Genomic DNA, 17,895 nt, shown 5'->3' with positions numbered 1-17,895 from the left:
CGTTATGTTTTTTAGTTGTCCAGGTTGTACACAAGCGTTGCGCTGAATCGGTACTTGTCCTTGCCCGAGAACGAGTGTTCGGGGAAGGGCACTACTTGCTCCAGGCGACTCAAACTGGTTTGTGCGGCGCGGTTGAGCAGCATGTTGGTCGCCTTCTTTTCAATGCCCGAATCGAGCACCTTGCCGCTGCGGTCGATCTCCAGCCACACCACCACGTTGCCTTCGGGGCGCTGCAAGGAGGCTTCCCGGCCGCGGGGGTATTGCTTGTACTTTTCAAGCTCTGCCAACAGCCGGGCGATGTAGCGGTTTTCCACATCAGGGTTGCTGGCCGGTGGGGTGGCGGGCTTGGCGGCCACCACGGGTGCGGGCGGTGCCGGGGTAGCGACCGGCGCCGGCGGTGCCGGTACAGGCGCGCTGACCGCAGGTTTTACCGGCGCCGCCTTGGCGACCACTGGCTTGGGTTTGACCGGCACCGGCTTGGGCACTTGCACCTTGGGCTTGGGCGGCGGCGGTGGGGCTTGCTCGATGGCCTCGGCCACCTCCTCCGGGGGCGGCGGCGGTGGCGGTGCGACCTCGGCCACAGGTTCTGGCGGCGGTGGCGGCGCCTCGGGTTCGATCAGGGCTACCTCGACCGTGCTGTCGTCATACTTGGGGGTAATCTTGAGGTCCGAGTGCAGGGCACTGTGGATCGCGGCGGCCAGCAGGCACACCCCTGGCAAGCAGGCCAGGGCCTTGCGGGACTTGAATAGCATCCACATGGCTCAGAGCTTCCGGGTGGCGATGGACACGGAGGCGAAGCCATTGCTCTTGAGCAAGTCCATCACCGAGACCAGCCGCGCAACTTCCACACCCTGGTCGCTGTTGAGGATGATCACCAGCTTGTCGCCGTCGTTCTGCAAGGTCTTGAGTTGTGTCACCAGGGCATCCTGGTTCAAGTCCTTGCCGTCCAGCTGCAGGTGGTCATCAAGGCCCAGGGTGATGATCGCCTTGTTCTGTGGCTTGAGTTGTTGCGCGTGGCTGGCGCCTGGCAATTGGGTCTTGATGCCCAGTGCCGGGATTACGTTCAAGCTGATCAGGACGAAAAACACCAGCAGGAACATCATCACGTCGATCATCGGAATGATCTCGATGTGCAGGCGTTTTTTCTTGGGTTCTTCCCACATTCGCATTGTTCGGCTCCCTCTTCACGGTGGTCTGTCGAAACCTGACTGCTCATTCAGGTTTTTGCTTGCGCAGAGCCTCAGCACAGAGCATGCCAAACCTGACGCTGACGCCAGGATGAAGATAGAGATGAGATATTTAAGTTTGATTTCAAAGATAAAATATTTTTCATCTGGATGCGGAGCGGATGAGTCATTGGTTTTTTTTCAGATATACGCGTGTTTTGTGCGCATTTTTGAGGCGAATCGCCCTGTTTTGGTACTTGGGTGCCGTTTTGCGGGATTTTGGCGGGGCAGTCAAAGAAGCTGTCGTAGGTGTCAGGATGGTGATTTACGTGGGCTCCAGCGCTTTTCTAATGCTCGGTGATTAAACCCGGCACAAGCTTTGCTCAGGCAACGTTTTTCCCTGGACAAGAGTGATTGCCGTGCGTTTATCTGCTTATGCCTTGGCGGGTGCCATCGCGTTTTACCTGGCCGGTTGCGCGAGCCCCGTGGCCCCAGCTTCAACCACCAACATCCGTTGGCTGACCGTGCCCACCCTGCAGGCCAGCCTCGCGGGGGCGCCGCCCATGGCGGTGGGCTTCGACATCGATGACACCGTGCTGTTTTCAAGCCCCTGCTTTTATTACGGGCAACAGAAGTATTCGCCTGGCAGCGAGGCCTACCTGCACAACGATGCCTTCTGGAAAGAGATGAACGGCGGCTGCGATCGCTACTCGATCCCCAAGCAGGCAGCCCGCCACCTGATCGCCCTGCATCAGCAGCGCGGCGACCGCATCTACTTCATTACCGGCCGGCCCCACACCGACAACGAGCAACTCACGGCGCTGTTGGCCAAGACCTTTGGCATCACCGACATGCAGCCAGTGGTGTTCAGTTCCGGGCCGCAAAAAGAGCGCTTTATTCACGATCGCCACTTGAAGATCTACTACGGCGATGCCGACAGCGACATCCTCTCGGCCAGTGCCGCAGGGGCTCGGCCGGTGCGCATCATGCGCGCCGCCAATTCGACCTATCTGCCGTTACCGGTCAATGGCGCATTGGGGGAGGAGGTGCTCCAGGATTCGACCTACTGAGGGGGGAGGGCGCGGTCGGATGACCGCGCCGGCTGATTCAGCGGATGCCGAAAATGGCGCCCAGCATGGGGTTGACGAACAGGTTGTGCGGGTCGACGTTCAGCTCTTCACGCACTGCCAAGAACGCTTCGATCTGCCCACCAAAGGCTTTTCTCATGGTCGCCGGGGCATCCGGCAGGTATTGGAAGGCCTTGGCCCAGTGGGTGCGCGCGCGGGGCAGTTCGGCCATCCAGGCGGTGAGAATGTCGGCGGCAAACTCCTCGAACAATGGGGTCTTGTGGTAGCTGAACAGCTCGACCATGCAGGTGTGGGTATTGCCCAGGCACGACGACAACAAGGCCTCGCTGTTGCGGATGAAGCGAAAGCCCAGGGTGGCGTTCAATGGGTACTGGCCACGCGCTTTCCATTCATCGACTTTGGCGGCGGTAATGGCAAAGGCCCGGCGCACGCTGTCAAATTGCTCGTCGATGTCGAACACCACCTCGATGTCCACCAGCCGGTAACGGTCCAGAAAAAAGCCGTAGTCGGCGCAATGCACGTAATGGGTGATCGAGGCCACGTAGTCGCCGGGGTCCAGCATCTGGAAGCTGGCGCGCAGTATGTCGGGCATCAATGCCGGGTTGGTTTCGAGGGCGTCCAGGGCCACGGCACTGCCCAGCTCGTACAGTTGGTCGCGAAACGGGTTGTCGGGCGGCGCGAAACCCTCGCGGGTCACCGGCCGGTCGGTCTTGTTGGCCTTTTGCAGCCACAGGCGGTCGTTGAACGGCATCCACGAGACTTCGGCGTAGTCGTTGTCCAGCACCAGGCTTTTGACCCCGGCGAGCGCCGTGTCGACGGGTTCTTTCCATTCCACCACGTGCACGTTGAACATCGGCTGGGTTTGAAGGCTAAAGCGGGTGACAATGCCCAGCAGGCCCAGCGACAGGCGCAGGGCGTTCATGATGCGGGCGCCGTCGCGCTCCAGCGAATACTCGCGCACCTCGCCGTTGGCCGTGACCAGCTCTACGCCGATGATCCAGTCCGAGACCGAGGGCGTATGGATGCCAGAGCCATGGCAGCCGGTGGAAAACACCCCGCCCATGGTCGCCTCGCCCAGGCCGATGCCGACGCTGGAGGGCACGCATACCTGCTTGTCCAGCATGAACTGCGCGAGCTGATCGACCGTGACCGCAGGCCCCAGGCTGATCACGCCAGTGGCCGTATCGAGGGTGAGTTCGGCGAAGTGCTTGAGGTTCACCAGCAGCCCGTCGGTTTGCACCAAGGGGCTCCAGCTGTGGCCGCTGCCGACCACGCGCACCTGTTGTTGGTGGCGGCGTGCGTCGGCCAATACCGCCTGCAACGCACCCAGCGTTTCGGGTGTGTGGAGGCCGGCGGGGGTGGCAGTCACGTTACCTGCCCAGTTTTGCCAGATCATGGGTGTGCCCTCAATTGAGTTCGTTGCCGCGGCGCAGTGCGTCGATCAGGTAACTGCCCACGCGCATGGCGTTGGCCATGGTGGTGGCCATGGGGTTCACGCCCAGTGATGTGGGGAAGCAACTGGTGTCGACCACGAACACGTTGGGCACTTCGTGCATACGGCAATGGCGGTCCAGCACCGAGGTGCGCGGGTCGTCGCCCATGCGGCAGGTGCCCATCTGGTGGTCACCGAACAGGGTCAGCAATTGCGGGTCGGACAGGCTGAAGTTGATGCCGATTTTTTCGTACACCGCGAAGATCTCGCGAAAGCGCGCCTTCATCAGCCGGAACACCAGTTGCTCGTGCTCCCCGTAACTGCGCGTGATGCGGGCCACCGGAAAGCCGTACTCGTCGACATAGCTTGGGTCCAAGGTCACGCGGTTGCGCGGCATGGGGTGGTCGTCGCCGGTGGTGCGCAGGTCCAGTTGGCGGGTGTAGTCGTCCATCTGCCCCAGCAGGTCCAGGCCGATGGCGCCGCCTTGCAGGGCGTTGACCGCACCGTGCAGCGGGTTCTTTTTTTCTGCGGCGGTCATGATGCCCATCTTCCACCAACTGTCGGGGGTATCGCCTGGGATGAAGTAGTTGTCGTAGCTGGTGGTGGAACCGATGTTGCCCAGTTCCGGGTGCAGCAGCCCTTGGTACTGCGCCGGCAGTTGCACGCTGGAGCTCATGTTGAACAGGTGGAACATCACATTGCGGCCAATGTTGCCGTAGCGGTTGCCCAGGCCCTCGGGCGGGCCGGACATCAGCAGCAAACGCGCCGATTGCACCGCGCCGCACGACAGCACCACGTACTTGGCGCGTACTTCGTGGCGCACCGGTTGGTCGGGGTTGCTGATGTCCAGGTAGCGCACGCCATTGGCGCGGCGCAGGCGCGGGTCGTACAGTACTTCATAGGCCTTGGCGTTGGTGCGCACGTCAGCGTGTTCGGGCAGGTCGCGCATCTCCACCAGGGTGGTGGAGAACACGCCGCTCTTGGGCGAATTGTTGCCCCAGCAGATGAAGTCTTCGCAAAAACCGCACATGTTGCACGCCGCGCGCACGCGGTCCGACCACAGGGTGTCAGGCTTCTGGTGCCAAAAGTCGCTGCCCGGCCCCTGGGGGATGGTGCCCACGGCCTTGGTCAGTTCCGCGCGGGTGTAATAGCCGCCGCTGGCTGGGTTGACCAGGGCGGTGGGGATGGGCATGCAGGTCACGCCGGCAGCCTCGGCGCCGTCGAAGAAGAACTGGCCCACCGGTTTTTGCGGATACGGTGGCGCGGGGTAGGGGAAGGTGGACTCCCAATGGCCGTAGCCGGCAACGTCCGGGTTAAGGGTTTTGAAGGCCTTGTACCAAGGGCTGCCGACCAAGGCGTGGTTCATCACCTTGCGGTCGCCATTGACCGCCAGCATGGCCTCGGTGACGTTGAAGTAGGGCTCCATTTCGTCATAGGACACGGGCCAGTCGGCCACGTCGTAACCCCACTGTTTGAGTTGGCCCAACTGGCCGGTTTTGGCGTAGTGGCTGCCCAGCCGAAAGTCGATCGGCAGGGCGCGCACCGCCCAGCCGCCCCACAGGTTGGAGCCACCGCCCAGGGTGGTGGCGCTCCAGCCGCCGATCATGTTGGAACTCAAGGGGCGGGCGACCAGTTGGTCGGTGGCGCGGAAGGTGTTGTAGTCGCCCCGTGGCTGGCGCTTGCCGTCGGGCTTTTGTTGCTGGAAGCGGTACTCGTCGTGAAGGGCCGGGTCGAAGGGCTGGTCGGCCTCCTGCTTGGGCAGCGACCAGTCGGCGCCTTGTTCCAGCACCACCACGCGGTAACCGGCCTTGGCCAGCATCCAGCTCAGGGTGCCGCCGCCACCGCCGGTGCCGACGATGACAAAGTCCACGGGGTGTTGGCTCATGAGGCGGCCCTCTGGGTGTCGGTGGCGGGGGTGCTGGCGGCGTGCAGGTCTTTCTCGATCTGCGTGACAAAGCGGGCAACGGCGTCCAGCGCCTGCTCAGGCGTGTTCTTGTTGCCGCGCCGCCGGGCCTGGCCCAGTTCGGTCAGCACGGCCGTGGCATAGCTGGGGTGGCCGGGCACCGCCGATTGGTTGCGCATGCCCAGCAGCGCGTACAGCACGTCGGCGACAAACTGGTACATGAACACGCTGGCCGGGTACTGGCTGCCCGGCCAGGCGGCCAGGGTGTCGGTGAACAACTGCTTGGCCAAGGCTTCCCAGCCGGCTTCGTCAGTGGGCCTGGACAGGGCCAGGCAGTAGGCCAGGTCACCCAGGGTATCGAGGTAAAACGGCAGCCGGGCAATTGCCAGGTTCTGGCTGTCCAGCAAGACGTTTTGCGAGGGCACGATCCCGAAGCTGGCAAACTCTTGCAAACCGCGCTCGGTACGCCAGGCGGCCACATCGTCCAAGGGTGAGGCTGCCAAGGGGGCGGCCGCCACTCGCTGCCAGCGGGCCAGCGCTTGTATGTCGTCGGAGGTTTCGCGCAGCAGGCCCTCGAAAAAGCTTTCGAAGCCGGTGTCGGCAGGGGTCAGGGCCCGGCCTGGCGTTCGCCACGGCATGGGTTGGCCTTCGAAGGTGGGGTCGGTTTGCGGGTTGTAGGCTTTTTGTGCAACCCAGCGTTGCAGGGGCACGGCGCCCTTCGCCAGGGCACACAAGTCAGCGCGCAGGCTGGGGGTGAGCAGGGCTTCGATTTTTGGCAAAAACGACATGATCGGTGACTCCAGATGTGTGAAGACGCACGGCGTCATTCAACCTGGCCACGAAAAATCCTCGCAGGGGTGCGAGAAGTGTTTATTTCAGCGGTTGTGCAAAGGCGTGCCGGCGATCAAGGCGGGCCTTGCTGGTGCAACGAGGGCTGTTTGGCGGGGCGCGGGGCGGGGTGTTCGGTCAAGTCGAAGGTCGCCACGCGTACGGGCGCCGGGGAGAGCGGAAGGTCGGATAACGGGCACCACAAAGACGACGCTAACATTTCCATGTTTTTGCTCATAAGACCGCCTCTATGCGGTTAATGCGTCTGGTCATCGGCTAAACGTGAACTGCCCATGCAGCGTAGTAGCGCTGATGGCGAAGTCAAATCATGACAAGCCTGCGCAAGACTGTCGGCACGCACCCTGATAGCGTTATGATTCGCCGTTATATAGATTTCTCTATAACGAACGTATCCGGTGAGCGAGCGCATGTTCAATAAAAGCTGTGCAGGGGTATTGAGTGGCCTGGTGTTATCCCTGGCGATGTCGGCGCAGGCCGACGACACGATTCACGTGACCTACGCAGGCTCCATGGGCGTGGTAATGGACAAGGCGCTGGGCCCGACGTTCGCCGCACGTGAGCACCTGACTTATCAGGGGCAGGGCGAGGGCGCGTACGGGTTGGCGCGCATGCTGGCCTCGAAAAAAGTCGTGGCCGATGTGTTCGTCTCCATCACCCCAGGGCCGATCGACATCCTCAAACAGGCCGGCCTGGTCGACCAGGCCGTGCCGGTCGCCAGCACCCGCATGGTGATCGCCTATAACCCCAAGAGCCCGTTCGCCCCAGCTCTGGCGGCCAGCCAGGCCAGTGATGCCAAGCAGCCCTGGTGGCAAGTGCTGCAAACGCCCGGCCTGCGGTTTGGCCGCACCGATGCGGCCACCGACCCGCAGGGCCAGAACATCATATTTGCGGTCAAGCTGGCGGAGAAGTACTACCAGCAACCCGGACTTGCCGATCGGGTATTAGGCGAGGTCCAGAACCCCCGGCAAGTGTTTGGCGAAGGCGGCCTGCTGACGCGCCTGGAGGCGGGGCAAGTCGACGCGGCATCGGGCTACGAGAGCGCGACGATATCGGCAAAGCTGCCGTATATCGTGCTGCCGGATGAGATCAACCTGAGCAACCCGGCATTTGCCATGGCCTGGTATGACACCGTCAGCCTGACCTTGCCCGGCAAGGATGGCCAGCCGCAAACCCTCAAGCCGCAGCCGCTGGTGTTCTACGCCGCCGTGCTTAAAAACGCCCCGAACGCCGCGCAAGCCAAAGCCTTTGTCGCCTACCTGCAGTCCCCAGTTGGGCAGCAGTTGTTCGAAGCCAATGGCTACGGCAAACCCAAGGGCGGGGCGCTGTGAGCCTTTGAGCCGCTCGCGTTCGTCATGGCTGAGCGTGCCAGCGGGGCTGTTGCTGATTATCCCGTTCGTTGCACTGGCCTGTTCCACCGCCTGGGGTAACTTGCACCTGGCCTATGGTGATTGGACGGCTGTGGGTGTTTCGCTAGGGCTCAGCAGCCTGTCCACGGCACTGATCGTGTGCCTGGGCACGCCGTTGGCGCTGTGGCTTGCACGCACGTCATCGCGTGCCCGCACAGGCGTCGAGGCGTTGGTGTTGGTTTCGTTGCTGACGCCGCCGCTGGCCATGGGCATCTTGCTGGTGACCGCTTATGGTCCTTACGGCACGTTGGGCACAGGGCTGGCCAGCCTGGGCGTGACGCTTACCAACAACATCCCGGCCTTCGTGTTGGCGCAGTTGTATGGCGGCATGGCGTACTACGTGCTTTGCGCGCGCTCGGCGTTTGGCGCCGTGCCGCCGTCTATCGAGGAAGCTGCCAGGGGCCTGGGCTGCTCGCCCCTGCAGGTGTTCTGGCGGGTCACGCTGGCGGTGGTACGGCGTGAGTTGGCCAGTGCGCTGGCGATCGTGTGGGTGCGGGTGATCGGTGAGTTCGGCATCGTCATGGTCTTTGCCTATTTCCCCCAGGGCATTCCCGTGAAGCTGTTCGTCAACTTGCAAAACGAGGGGGTCGACGCGGTGTATGCCCTGGTGTGGTTGCTGCTGGTGGTGACCTTGCCGTTCCCGCTGTGGTGTTTGGCGGTGGGCCAGCGGGGGGGTGTCTGGCGGGGTGAGGGGGTGCGATAAACAATCGCCATCCGACACATAGCCGCAGCCGCAAGTTGCAACGGGGCGCCTGGCGGCCCGATTTTTAGCGGCTTGTTCAGGATCACCAGCGCCCCTTTTGGGCGGCATCGCAGCCTGGCGGCTGCTGGGCCGTGGGCTTTTGCCCGATCAACGTTTCGAAGGCTTCATCCCGTTACTGATCAGGCTGGCTCGCGAAACGGGCATGCCGGCCTCCAGCGAACGCACCTGCCAGTGGCTTGACTGGACGCCCACCGGGCCGGGCCTGCTGGAGGATATCGACCAGCCCGGTTACTTTGCGGCGCTCTGATCGCCAAACACCGGCCTGAAAAACGTGCGTTCGTAGCTGAGGATGCATTTCGTGTCCTCGGCATACTTGAAGGCCTCGAGGCACTGGGCATCGTTCAAGGACTGCTGGCGGTAGCGTTCGTATTCGGCAAGGCTTGGGAAGGTGAACATCGCCAGGGCGATGTTATTGGCGCCCTCGGAAGGCAGGAAGTAGCCGTGATGCTGGCCGCCGAATTTCTCCACCAGGGGGATCCATAGCGTGGCGTAGTGTTCGAATTCCTTGAGCTTGTAGGCGTCCAGCACGTATTTTAGGTAACAGGTGACCATGTCATGGCTCTCAGTTGGGGGGCAACTTTGATCATCGTGTCGATGAGGGATTCAACGCAGTGCTCATTCGGCAGTGTTCAGGCGTATGCCCTTGCCCTCACCCCAACATGCCCAAGGCATTGTGCAGTTCCTGATGCGCGGGCGGGAAGTTCTCCACCGCCATGCGGCCAGTAAGGGCGTCACAAAGTCACCTGCATTTGCCCGTGAGAATACAGGACCGCCGTTGCTACCGGCCATCACCTGGACTGACCTTGCTAGTTTTTTCCTAGTCTTTGACGGCAGAGTACATCACTAGGACAGCCCGAAATGAAGACGCTGAAAATCGCCACCTTCAACATCAATGGCCTGCGTGCGCGGCTGCCCAATGTGTTGCAGTGGTTGGCACGCGAAGGCCCCGATATTGTCTGCCTGCAAGAACTGAAGGCGCAGCACAACGCCTTCCCGGCCAGTGAGTTTGAAGCGGCCGGATACGGCTCGCTGCACCAGGGCCAGGCGGCCTGGAACGGGGTGGCGATACTGGCCCGCGATGCCGAGCCGTTACTGATTCGCAAAGGCCTGCCCGGCGACGAACACGACACCCAGGCCCGCTACCTGGAGGCCGCGGTGCATGGCGTGGTGGTGGGCTGCCTGTATTTGCCCAATGGCAACCCGCAACCGGGGCCCAAGTTCGATTACAAGCTGGCCTGGTTCGAACGCCTGATCAGCCACGCGCAGGGCCTGCAGGCCAGCGAGCATCCGGTGGTGCTGGCCGGTGACTTCAACGTGGTGCCCACGGACCTGGACATCTACAACCCACGCTCCTGGCTTAAAGACGCCTTGCTGCAACCGCAAAGCCGCGAGTGTTACCAACGCTTGCTGGACCAAGGCTGGATCGACTCGATCCGCCACCTGTACCCCGAAGAGCGGGTGTACACCTTCTGGGATTATTTCCGCCAGCATTGGCAGAAAAATTCAGGGCTGCGCATCGATCACTTGCTGCTCAACCCGGTGCTGGCGCACAGCTTGAAGGCTGCCGGGGTGGATGCCTGGGTGCGCAACGAAGAACACGCCAGCGACCATGCGCCGACGTGGGTAGCGCTCAAACGGCCTAGAGCTGCGACTCGATAGCCGCCTTGTCGATTACCGACCACACGTGGGCGATCTTGCCGCCTTCAAATTGGTAAAACACGTTTTCGGTAAAGTGCACGTGCCGGCCATTGACCGCCAGCCCCAGGAACACACCGCTGGGGCTGCAGGCAAATTGCAGACGGCTGGCGACGGTCGCCGAGTCGGCCACCAGCAGTGCGATCGTGAAGTGCAGGTCGGGGATCTGCTTGAAGTCCCGTTCCAGCATGTCGCGATAACCGCTAACGCCGATCCGCTTACCGTTGTAATGCACGTCGTTGCTGACGAAATCACCCAGTGCCGACCAGTTCTGCTGGTTCAGGCACTGGATGTAACCTTGGTATACATTGCGCAGGTCAGGAGTGCTCACCGCAGAGGCCTCGTTATGCACGCGCCGGCAGCTTCCAGTTGGGCCGGATGAAATGGCAGGTATAGCCATTGGGCAGGCGCTCCAGGTAGTCCTGATGCTCAGGCTCGGCTTCCCAGAAGGGGCCTGCAGGGGCGACCTCGGTGGCCACCTTGCCCGGCCACAGGTCAGAGGCATCGACGTCGGCGATGGTCTCTTCGGCCACGTGCTTCTGTTCAGGGGTCAGGTAGAACAACGCCGAACGGTAGCTGGTGCCCACGTCGTTGCCCTGGCGGTTTTTAGTCGACGGGTCGTGGATCTGGAAGAAAAACTCCAGAATTTGCCGATAGCTGATGATGGCTGGGTCGAACACGATCTCGATGGCTTCGGCATGGGTACCATGGTTGCGATACGTGGCGTTGGGCACATCGCCGCCGCTGTAGCCGACCCGCGTGTGCAACACGCCGGGGTAGCGCCGTAGCAGGTCTTGCATGCCCCAGAAACAGCCGCCGGCCAGGATCGCGGTTTCGGTTTGGGTGGTCATGGTGGTGGCTCTCCGACAATGGGTACAGAAAGGATATGAGGGCGGCCATGCGCGGTTGCAAGGTCGCGGCGAAGCAGGCCAGCCGTGGTGGGCTTTTCGCGGATAAATCCGCGCCTACAGGGTGGGCATATCTACACTGCGCCCCTGACGCTGGACACCTGTCTCACACCCGGGCTGCAAGGCGGCTTTGGCAAACATCAACTGCGGGTCTTCGACCGGCCCGTCACGCATCACCTTGACGTCTTGCCGGTAGTCCATTGGCATCAGCCAGGGCGCACCCTCACCTTGGCGTGGCAGGCTGTCGAGCGCGCGCAGCACGTAGCCGGCGCCGAAGTCCAGCAATGGCCGGGTGGGCATGTCGGGGCAAGGCAGTTCGGGGCGGCAGATGGCATAGTCGTGTTGCTTCATGTGGCTCAGGATGCGGCAGAAGTGTTCGCACAACAGCCCCACCTTCAGCGTCCATGACGCGTTGGTGTAGCCCACGGCAAAGGCGAAGTTAGGCACGCCGTCGAGCATCATGCCGCGGAAGGCGACCTTGCGTGACATGTCCACCGCCTGGCCGTCCACGCTCAGTTGCACGCCGCCGAATATCTGGATGTTCAAGCCGGTGGCGGTCACGACGATGTCGGCCGCCAGTTCACGGCCGGACTTCAACCGCACGCCCTGGGGGGTAAAGGTCTGGATGTGGTCGGTCACCACCGTGGCCTTGCCCGCCGAGATGGCCTTGAACAGGTCGCCGTCCGGCACCACGCACAGGCGCTGCTCCCAGGGGTTGTAGGGTGGGTTGAAGTGCTCGTCCACCGGGTAGCCCTTGGGCAGTGCGCGCTGGTTCATGAAGCGGATCAGCTTGCGCGCAGCCTTGGGGTACGTGCGGCAAAAGCGCCAGATGCCCCGCTGCATGCCGATGTTCTTGCGCCGGGTCAGGGCATAAGCCAGTTTGGCCGGTAGCCAGCGGCGCAGGGCATTGGCGATGGGGTCGGCCGAGGGCAGGCTCACCACGTAGCTGGGCGTGCGTTGCAGCAGGGTGACCTGCGCGGCCTGCTTGGCCAGCGCGGGCACCAGGGTCATGGCGGTGGCGCCGCTGCCGATCACCAGCACCTGCTTGGCGCTGTAGTCCAGGCCCTGGGGCCAGTGCTGGGGGTGGATCACCGGTCCGCGGAACTGCTCGATGCCAGCAAGCGGCGGGCTGTAGCCCTGGTCGCAACGGTAATAGCCGGCGGCGGCGAACAGCCAGCGGCATTGCAAGCGGCTGCGTGCGCCACTGTCGCCAAGCTCGACCTCCACCGTCCAGCGGGCCTGGGCACTGCACCAGGCGGCGCTGATCACGCGGTGCCGATAACGAATATGCGCGTCGATGCCATTTTCGGCGGCAGTGCTGCGCAGGTAGTCGAGGATGGCCTGGGCACCGGCAATGGATTTGTCCTGCACCCAGGGTTTGAAGGCATAGCCGAAGGTGTGCAAGTCCGAGTCGGAGCGCACGCCAGGGTAGCGGAACACATCCCAGGTGCCGCCGCAGGCCTCGCGGCTTTCCAGGATCACGTAGCGGCTGCCGGGCTGTTCCTTCTGCAAGTAGTACGCCGCACCAATGCCAGAGAGGCCGGCGCCCACGATCAGCACATCGGTGTACTCAAGCGGCGGCTGGGGTTGGGCTGACATGGTTGCTCCTGGCTGTGCGGTAAGTCTCACAGTCTAGGCCGATTGCGCGGTCGTGCCGCGGTCGGTACGCATCATTATCGGCGTGAATGGCGCAGGCTGCGGCGGCCAATGCACGGCTGGCAAACCTACCCGTGATAAGGTGGTCCAACGGCTACCCCCGTGCAACTTTCTGCTGCCACCGAGAGGCTTATGCGACCCACCTCACCTCGCTCCATCCTGGACACGCTCCCAGGCTTTGCCATGGCCGCCGACGCGATCAGCACGTTGCCGGGCCCCGCCGACTACCGCCGCTGCCTGCTCGAACGCATCGCCGGCGCCCGGCGGCGCATCTACATCGTCGCCCTGTACTTGCAGCAGGATGAGGCCGGGCAGGAGCTTCTGGACGCACTGTATGCCGCCAAAGCCGCCCGGCCCGAGCTTGACATCGTGGTGGCGGTGGACTGGTTTCGTGCCCAGCGCGGCTTGATCGGTGGCGGCAAACAGCCCGGCAATGCCGGCTGGTATCAGGCCGAGCGCTTGAAGCACGGGCTGGAGGTGCCGGTGTATGGCGTGCCGATCCAGACCCGCGAGCTATTCGGGGTACTGCACCTCAAGGGCCACGTGATCGATGATTGCGTGATTTACAGCGGCGCCAGCATCAATAACGTCTACCTGCAGAAATTCGATCAGTACCGGCTCGACCGCTACCACGTGCTGAGCAACCCGATGCTGGCCGACGCGATGCAGGCATTGATTGACAGTGCGCTGGTGGGAGCCCAGGCCGTGCATCGCCTGGACGAGCCGGCCCCGGCTAAATCGCGCAGCCTGAGCCGCTCGATCAGAACCTTCAGGAGCCAGCTCAAGCGCGCCGCCTACGATACCCGCCAAGCCCATCTGGACACGTCGGGTTTGCGGGTGATCCCGCTGGTGGGCGTGGGCCGCAACAACCCGCTCAACCAGGCGCTGGTGGCCTTGATCGCCGCCAGCCAGCACCGCCTGACCCTGTGCACGCCGTACTTCAACCTGCCGGCGGTGCTGATCCGCGAGGTCAACCGTGCGCTCAAGCGCGGCGTGACCATCGACATCATCATGGGCGACAAGACCGCGAACGATTTCTACAGCCCGCCCGATGAGCCGTTCAGCATCATCAGCGTGCTGCCGTACGTGTACGAAGGCAACCTGCGGGCCTTTGCGCGCAAGTACCAGGACGCCATCGCCCGTGGCCAACTGAACCTGCACCTGTGGAAAGACGGCGACAATACCTTCCACCTAAAGGGCGTGTGGGTGGACCAGCGCTACACCCTGCTGACCGGCAACAACCTCAACCCCCGCGGCTTTCGCCTGGACCTGGAAAACGCTCTGCTGATCGACGACCCGCAGGCGGAGTGGGCCGGCCCTCGCGACGCGGAACTGGCGCAGTTGGCCAAGCAAACCACACGCATCGAGCATTACACGGTGCTGGACATGCCCGAAGAATACCCGGCCAAAGTGCGCACGTTCCTGCGGCGCATCAAGCGGGCGCGGGTGGGGCGCATGGTCAATGCCCTTCTGTAATGCACGGCGTAACCTGGCATGAACCGCTTTTACAGGGGATAGCGTCGCTGGCGGTTTTTTCCGCAAAAACCGCTGGCCGTACTAGGCTGTCATGACCGCCCCGGCCGCATCGCCGGGCCGCCAGAACAATAAGACGCCGAGCCACGCGGGCATCGGCCTTTGGAGTGGTTATGCCGACAACCCCACAGGACAGAGCCTCGGGCGAAATGAGCGCCTTTATCAAGGACCACTTCGGCGAGCGCGCCGTGCAGCCTAGCGCGGTGATCGCGCAATCCTGGTACCGCAGCGTCATCCGCCACCAGCTCGACCCGCGCGCCACCAACGTCAAGCAGATCCTCAGCGCCGCCGACATCCGCCGGCACCAGGCCCAGCATCAGGAGTACCTTGCTATCGCCAGCCAGGGCGTCACAGGCCTGGCCAAGCGGGTGGTACAGGCCGGGTTCGCGGTACTGCTGAGCGACGAGCACGGGGTCACGCTGGACGCACGCCTGCCCAGCCAGTCCAGCGCCTACACCCGTTCGGGCCTGGTGGTGGGGGCGCGCTGGGACGAATCCATCGCCGGCACCAATGGCATCGGCACCGGCCTTGCGGCGGCGCAAGCGATGACCATCCACCGCGAAGAGCATTTTCTGAATGCCAATTTCGGCCTCAGTTGCTCGGTGTCACCGATCTTCGATGCCCAGGGCGCGCTGCGCGGTTGCCTGAACGCCACGAGCCTGAACAGCGACGGGCCCAAGGAGGCGCAGTACCTGACGCTGCAACTGGTGATCATGTACGCGCGGCTGATCGAGAACGTGCAATTTCGGCACATGTATCGCGATGGCCTGACGCTGGCTATCAAGCCACGGGACGACATCACTGACCTGGTCAATGAACAACTGCTGGCCTTGGATGAAAGCGGTCGCATCATCGGCGCCAACCGTGCCGCTTTCGTCGCCCACGAGCATCGTTTGCTGGGCCGTCGGATCGAGGACCTGCTGGCGGCTAATGTTGATGAATTGCTGAACCTGACCCAGGGCGGCGCCCGTGGCGTGCAGTTGCGAGAGCTGCAGCAAGGCACGTTGATTGACCTGGGTTTGCGCATACCCCTGTGCCGGCTCCCCAAACCGTCGGTGCCCACCACGACCCTCGCGCAGCACCCGCGCCTGGACGAGTTGGGTGGCCAGGACCCACGCCTTCAAGAGGCCGTGCGACGGGTGCGCAAGGTGCTCGACAAGGGCATCTCGATCCTGATCACCGGCGAAACGGGGACCGGCAAGGAGGCTTTCGCACGCGCCATCCATGCCGCCAGTGCACGTCGCGCCGGGCCCTTCGTGGCGCTCAACTGCGCGGCCATCCCGGAAAGCCTGATCGAGAGCGAACTGTTCGGTTACCGCGGTGGCAGTTTCACCGGCGCCAACCGCAAAGGCCTGAAAGGCAAGCTGGAACAAGCCAATGGCGGCACGTTGTTCCTGGATGAGATCGGCGACATGCCGGCGCACCTGCAAACGCGCTTGCTGCGGGTACTGGCCGAGCGCGAGATCTCGCCGTTGGGCAGCGAGGCGCCAGTGCGCCTGGACATCGACGTGGTGTCGGCCACCCACCAGGCGCTGGCGCAGATGATCGCCGCCAAGCAGTTTCGTGAAGACCTGTATTACCGCTTGAGCGGCATGACGCTGCACGTGCCGGCCTTGCGCGAGCGCAGTGATCGAGCGGCCTTGATTGCCCGACTGCTGGCCGCCCAACCGGGTGCCCGTGGCTTGCAGGTCACGCCTGAGGCTGCGGCGCGGCTGGATCACTACCCCTGGCCCGGCAACGTGCGCCAGTTGTTGAACACGCTGCGCTACGCGGTGGCGTCGGCCGAGAACGGCTGCATCGGCCTTGACTGCCTGCCGCAGGAACTCCACGCCATGGCAGCGCCCACCTGGGCACCGCCCACGGCGCTCAAGGCACTGTCACAGCAACGGGACGACGATGAGGCGGGCCATCTCTACAGCGCCTTGCGCCAGCACCGCTGGAACATCAGCGCGGCGGCGCACAGCATGGGTATCTCGCGCTCCACGCTGTACCGGAAAATGAAGCGGCACGCCATCGTGCCGCCCAACGCGCAGGGCTAACGCCTACTCCTGCAGGTACACCACATGGGTATGGGTGTACTCGTACAACCCATGCTTGCCGTCGGCGCCGCCGATCCCGGATTTGCGCGTGCCGGCATGGAAGCCCTGCATGGCCTCGAAGTTCTCCCGGTTGACGTAGGTTTCGCCAAAGTCCAGTTCGCGGCTGGCCTTGAGCGCGGCGCTCAGGTTGCGGGTGTACAGCGATGAGGTCAGGCCGTACTCACTGTCGTTGGCCAGGGCGATGGCTTGCTCCAGGCTGTCGACGATCTGCACCGGTAGCACCGGGCCGAAGATCTCCTTGCGCATGATTTCCATCTGCGCCGTGCAGCCCGCCAGTACGGTGGGCTGGTAGTGGAAGCCCGCGCCCAGGTCCGCCACCGCGCCACCGGTGATGATCTGGGCGCCCTGGTCGCTGGCGGTGCGAACCATCTGCGCCACCTTGTCGAGCCCGGCCTGGTTGATCAGCGGGCCCATGTCCAGGTCGCCCTGGCGGGAGGGGTCGCCATAGCGGGTCGCGGCCATGGCCGTGGACAGCTGCTGGATGAACGCGTCCGCCACCTTGCGCTCCACATACACGCGCTCGGCGCAGTTGCATACCTGGCCGGTGTTGATCACCCGCGAGGCGGTGATGGCCCGTACCGCCAGCGCAAGGTCGGCATCGGCCAGCACGATGGCCGGCGCCTTGCCGCCCAACTCCAGGTTGAGCTTGGTGATGTTGGGCGCAGCGGCGGCCATGATCCGGGAACCGGTGGCCACGCTACCGGTAAAGCTGATCAGGTCTATGCCGGGGTGGCGGGTGAGCGCGTGCCCGGCGACGGCACCCGTGCCGCCGACCACGTTGAACACCCCGCTGGGCAGGTCGGTTTCTGCCACCAGGCGGGCGAACTCGAAGCAGTTGATCGGGGTTTCCTCACTGGGCTTGATCACGATGGTGTTGCCGGTGACCAAGGCGGGGGCCATCTTGCGGGCAATCAAAAAGAACGGGAAATTCCACGGCAAAATCCCCGCCACCACGCCCAAGGGCTTGCGCTGCAAAAAGATGTGCTCGCCGACCCGGTCGCTGGTGAGTATTTCACCCTCCAGGCGTCGCGCCCACTCGGCCATGTAGTCCAGGTAGTCGGCGGTGAAGTGCACTTCCACCAAGGCCAGCGCCGGCACCTTGCCTTGCTCCTGGGTGATGACGCGGGCCAGGCGTTCGGCGTGCTCGCGGACCTTGCTGGCGATACGGCGCAGGTGCCCGGCGCGTTCGATGGCCGGCGTCAGGGCCCAGGCTTTTTGCGCCTTGCGGGCCGCCTCGATGGCCTGGTCTACCTGCGCATCACTGGCTTGGGGGATGCGCGCGAGCAACTGGGCATTGGCCGGGTTGTACACCTCGATCAGCGCTTGGCTGCTGTGCCAGTCGTTGGCAATGTAATGCTGGTAAGTCTGGGTCATGGCATCAATCTCCTGAACAATCG

General features: G+C 63.4%; 17 protein-coding genes. 7 read left to right on the top strand and 10 right to left on the bottom strand.

What is annotated here, in order from left to right:
* Positions 1 to 11 precede the first annotated feature (11 nt).
* A complete protein-coding gene (locus L9B60_RS01165) occupies positions 12 to 758 on the bottom strand; it encodes an energy transducer TonB family protein (protein WP_249675293.1) in 747 nt (248 codons plus the stop codon).
* 3 nt (positions 759 to 761) lie between these two features.
* A complete protein-coding gene (locus L9B60_RS01160) occupies positions 762 to 1,169 on the bottom strand; it encodes an ExbD/TolR family protein (RefSeq protein ID WP_249675289.1) in 408 nt (135 codons plus the stop codon).
* A 416-nt stretch (positions 1,170 to 1,585) separates the two neighbouring features.
* On the opposite strand from L9B60_RS01160, the gene aphA reads away from it, so the two are divergent.
* A complete protein-coding gene (gene aphA, locus L9B60_RS01155; RefSeq protein ID WP_249675286.1) occupies positions 1,586 to 2,236 on the top strand; it encodes an acid phosphatase AphA in 651 nt (216 codons plus the stop codon).
* Between the two features lie 37 nt (positions 2,237 to 2,273).
* Here aphA and L9B60_RS01150 read toward each other — a convergent pair whose 3' ends face one another.
* Genes L9B60_RS01150 through L9B60_RS01140 form a run of 3 tightly spaced genes read right to left on the bottom strand, consistent with a single transcriptional unit; the run spans position 2,274 to position 6,377 of the window.
* Positions 2,274 to 3,650 (bottom strand): FAD-binding protein, encoded by a 1,377-nt coding sequence (locus L9B60_RS01150; RefSeq protein WP_249675284.1) that lies wholly within the window; start codon positions 3,648 to 3,650, stop codon positions 2,274 to 2,276.
* 10 nt (positions 3,651 to 3,660) lie between these two features.
* Positions 3,661 to 5,571 (bottom strand): GMC oxidoreductase, encoded by a 1,911-nt coding sequence (locus L9B60_RS01145; RefSeq protein WP_249675282.1) that lies wholly within the window; start codon positions 5,569 to 5,571, stop codon positions 3,661 to 3,663.
* Positions 5,568 to 6,377, bottom strand: a complete 810-nt coding sequence (locus L9B60_RS01140) for a hypothetical protein (RefSeq protein ID WP_249675279.1) — start codon at positions 6,375 to 6,377, stop codon at positions 5,568 to 5,570. Before L9B60_RS01140 ends, L9B60_RS01145 begins: the two co-directional genes overlap by 4 nt.
* 468 nt (positions 6,378 to 6,845) lie before the next feature.
* Here L9B60_RS01140 and L9B60_RS01135 point away from each other — a divergent pair, with 468 nt between their 5' ends.
* The 3 genes from L9B60_RS01135 (at position 6,846) to L9B60_RS01125 (ending at position 8,854) form a co-directional block, all read left to right on the top strand.
* Positions 6,846 to 7,766 carry an extracellular solute-binding protein gene (locus L9B60_RS01135; protein WP_249675277.1) on the top strand — a complete coding sequence of 307 codons (921 nt, stop codon included), beginning with the start codon at positions 6,846 to 6,848 and terminating at the stop codon, positions 7,764 to 7,766.
* A gap of 4 nt (positions 7,767 to 7,770) precedes the next feature.
* A complete protein-coding gene (locus L9B60_RS01130) occupies positions 7,771 to 8,547 on the top strand; it encodes a molybdate ABC transporter permease subunit (RefSeq protein ID WP_249675274.1) in 777 nt (258 codons plus the stop codon).
* Positions 8,548 to 8,644: 97 nt separating this feature from the next.
* Complete coding sequence (locus L9B60_RS01125) at positions 8,645 to 8,854, top strand: hypothetical protein (protein ID WP_249675272.1); 210 nt, start codon at positions 8,645 to 8,647, stop codon at positions 8,852 to 8,854.
* On the opposite strand, the gene L9B60_RS01120 is transcribed toward L9B60_RS01125, so the two are convergent.
* Entirely contained in the window at positions 8,836 to 9,159 is a 324-nt protein-coding gene (locus L9B60_RS01120; RefSeq protein WP_249675271.1) for an NIPSNAP family protein, read from the bottom strand. The two genes, L9B60_RS01125 and L9B60_RS01120, sit on opposite strands and share 19 nt — an antisense overlap.
* 306 nt (positions 9,160 to 9,465) lie before the next feature.
* On the opposite strand from L9B60_RS01120, the gene xth reads away from it, so the two are divergent.
* The gene (gene xth, locus L9B60_RS01115) at positions 9,466 to 10,266 is read left to right on the top strand and encodes an exodeoxyribonuclease III (RefSeq protein WP_249675269.1); all 801 of its coding nucleotides are present in this window, start codon (positions 9,466 to 9,468) and stop codon (positions 10,264 to 10,266) included.
* Here the strand turns inward: xth and L9B60_RS01110 are convergent.
* The 3 genes from L9B60_RS01110 to L9B60_RS01100 form a co-directional block, all read right to left on the bottom strand.
* Positions 10,247 to 10,633: an ester cyclase gene (locus L9B60_RS01110; protein WP_249675267.1), complete on the bottom strand. Its 387-nt coding sequence runs from the start codon at positions 10,631 to 10,633 to the stop codon at positions 10,247 to 10,249. The genes xth and L9B60_RS01110 overlap by 20 nt on opposite strands.
* Positions 10,634 to 10,646: 13 nt before the next feature.
* A complete protein-coding gene (msrA, locus tag L9B60_RS01105) occupies positions 10,647 to 11,153 on the bottom strand; it encodes a peptide-methionine (S)-S-oxide reductase MsrA (RefSeq protein WP_249675265.1) in 507 nt (168 codons plus the stop codon).
* Positions 11,154 to 11,267: 114 nt separating this feature from the next.
* A complete protein-coding gene (locus L9B60_RS01100; protein WP_249675261.1) occupies positions 11,268 to 12,809 on the bottom strand; it encodes a flavin-containing monooxygenase in 1,542 nt (513 codons plus the stop codon).
* A gap of 189 nt (positions 12,810 to 12,998) precedes the next feature.
* Here L9B60_RS01100 and pssA point away from each other — a divergent pair, with 189 nt between their 5' ends.
* Both pssA and L9B60_RS01090 read left to right on the top strand, forming a co-directional pair.
* Positions 12,999 to 14,342 (top strand): CDP-diacylglycerol--serine O-phosphatidyltransferase, encoded by a 1,344-nt coding sequence (pssA, locus tag L9B60_RS01095; RefSeq protein WP_249675259.1) that lies wholly within the window; start codon positions 12,999 to 13,001, stop codon positions 14,340 to 14,342.
* A 170-nt stretch (positions 14,343 to 14,512) separates the two neighbouring features.
* A complete protein-coding gene (locus tag L9B60_RS01090) occupies positions 14,513 to 16,438 on the top strand; it encodes a sigma-54-dependent Fis family transcriptional regulator (RefSeq protein WP_249675256.1) in 1,926 nt (641 codons plus the stop codon).
* A 3-nt stretch (positions 16,439 to 16,441) separates the two neighbouring features.
* Here L9B60_RS01090 and aldA read toward each other — a convergent pair whose 3' ends face one another.
* On the bottom strand, positions 16,442 to 17,872 hold the full coding sequence (gene aldA / locus L9B60_RS01085) for an aldehyde dehydrogenase (RefSeq protein ID WP_249675253.1): 1,431 nt from the start codon (positions 17,870 to 17,872) through the stop codon (positions 16,442 to 16,444).
* Positions 17,873 to 17,895 lie beyond the last annotated feature (23 nt).

The organism is Pseudomonas abieticivorans (assembly GCF_023509015.1).
GTDB lineage: Bacteria > Pseudomonadota > Gammaproteobacteria > Pseudomonadales > Pseudomonadaceae > Aquipseudomonas > Aquipseudomonas abieticivorans.
Note: the sequence above shows the minus strand (reverse complement) of the source record. Positions and strands in the feature narration are given on the sequence as shown.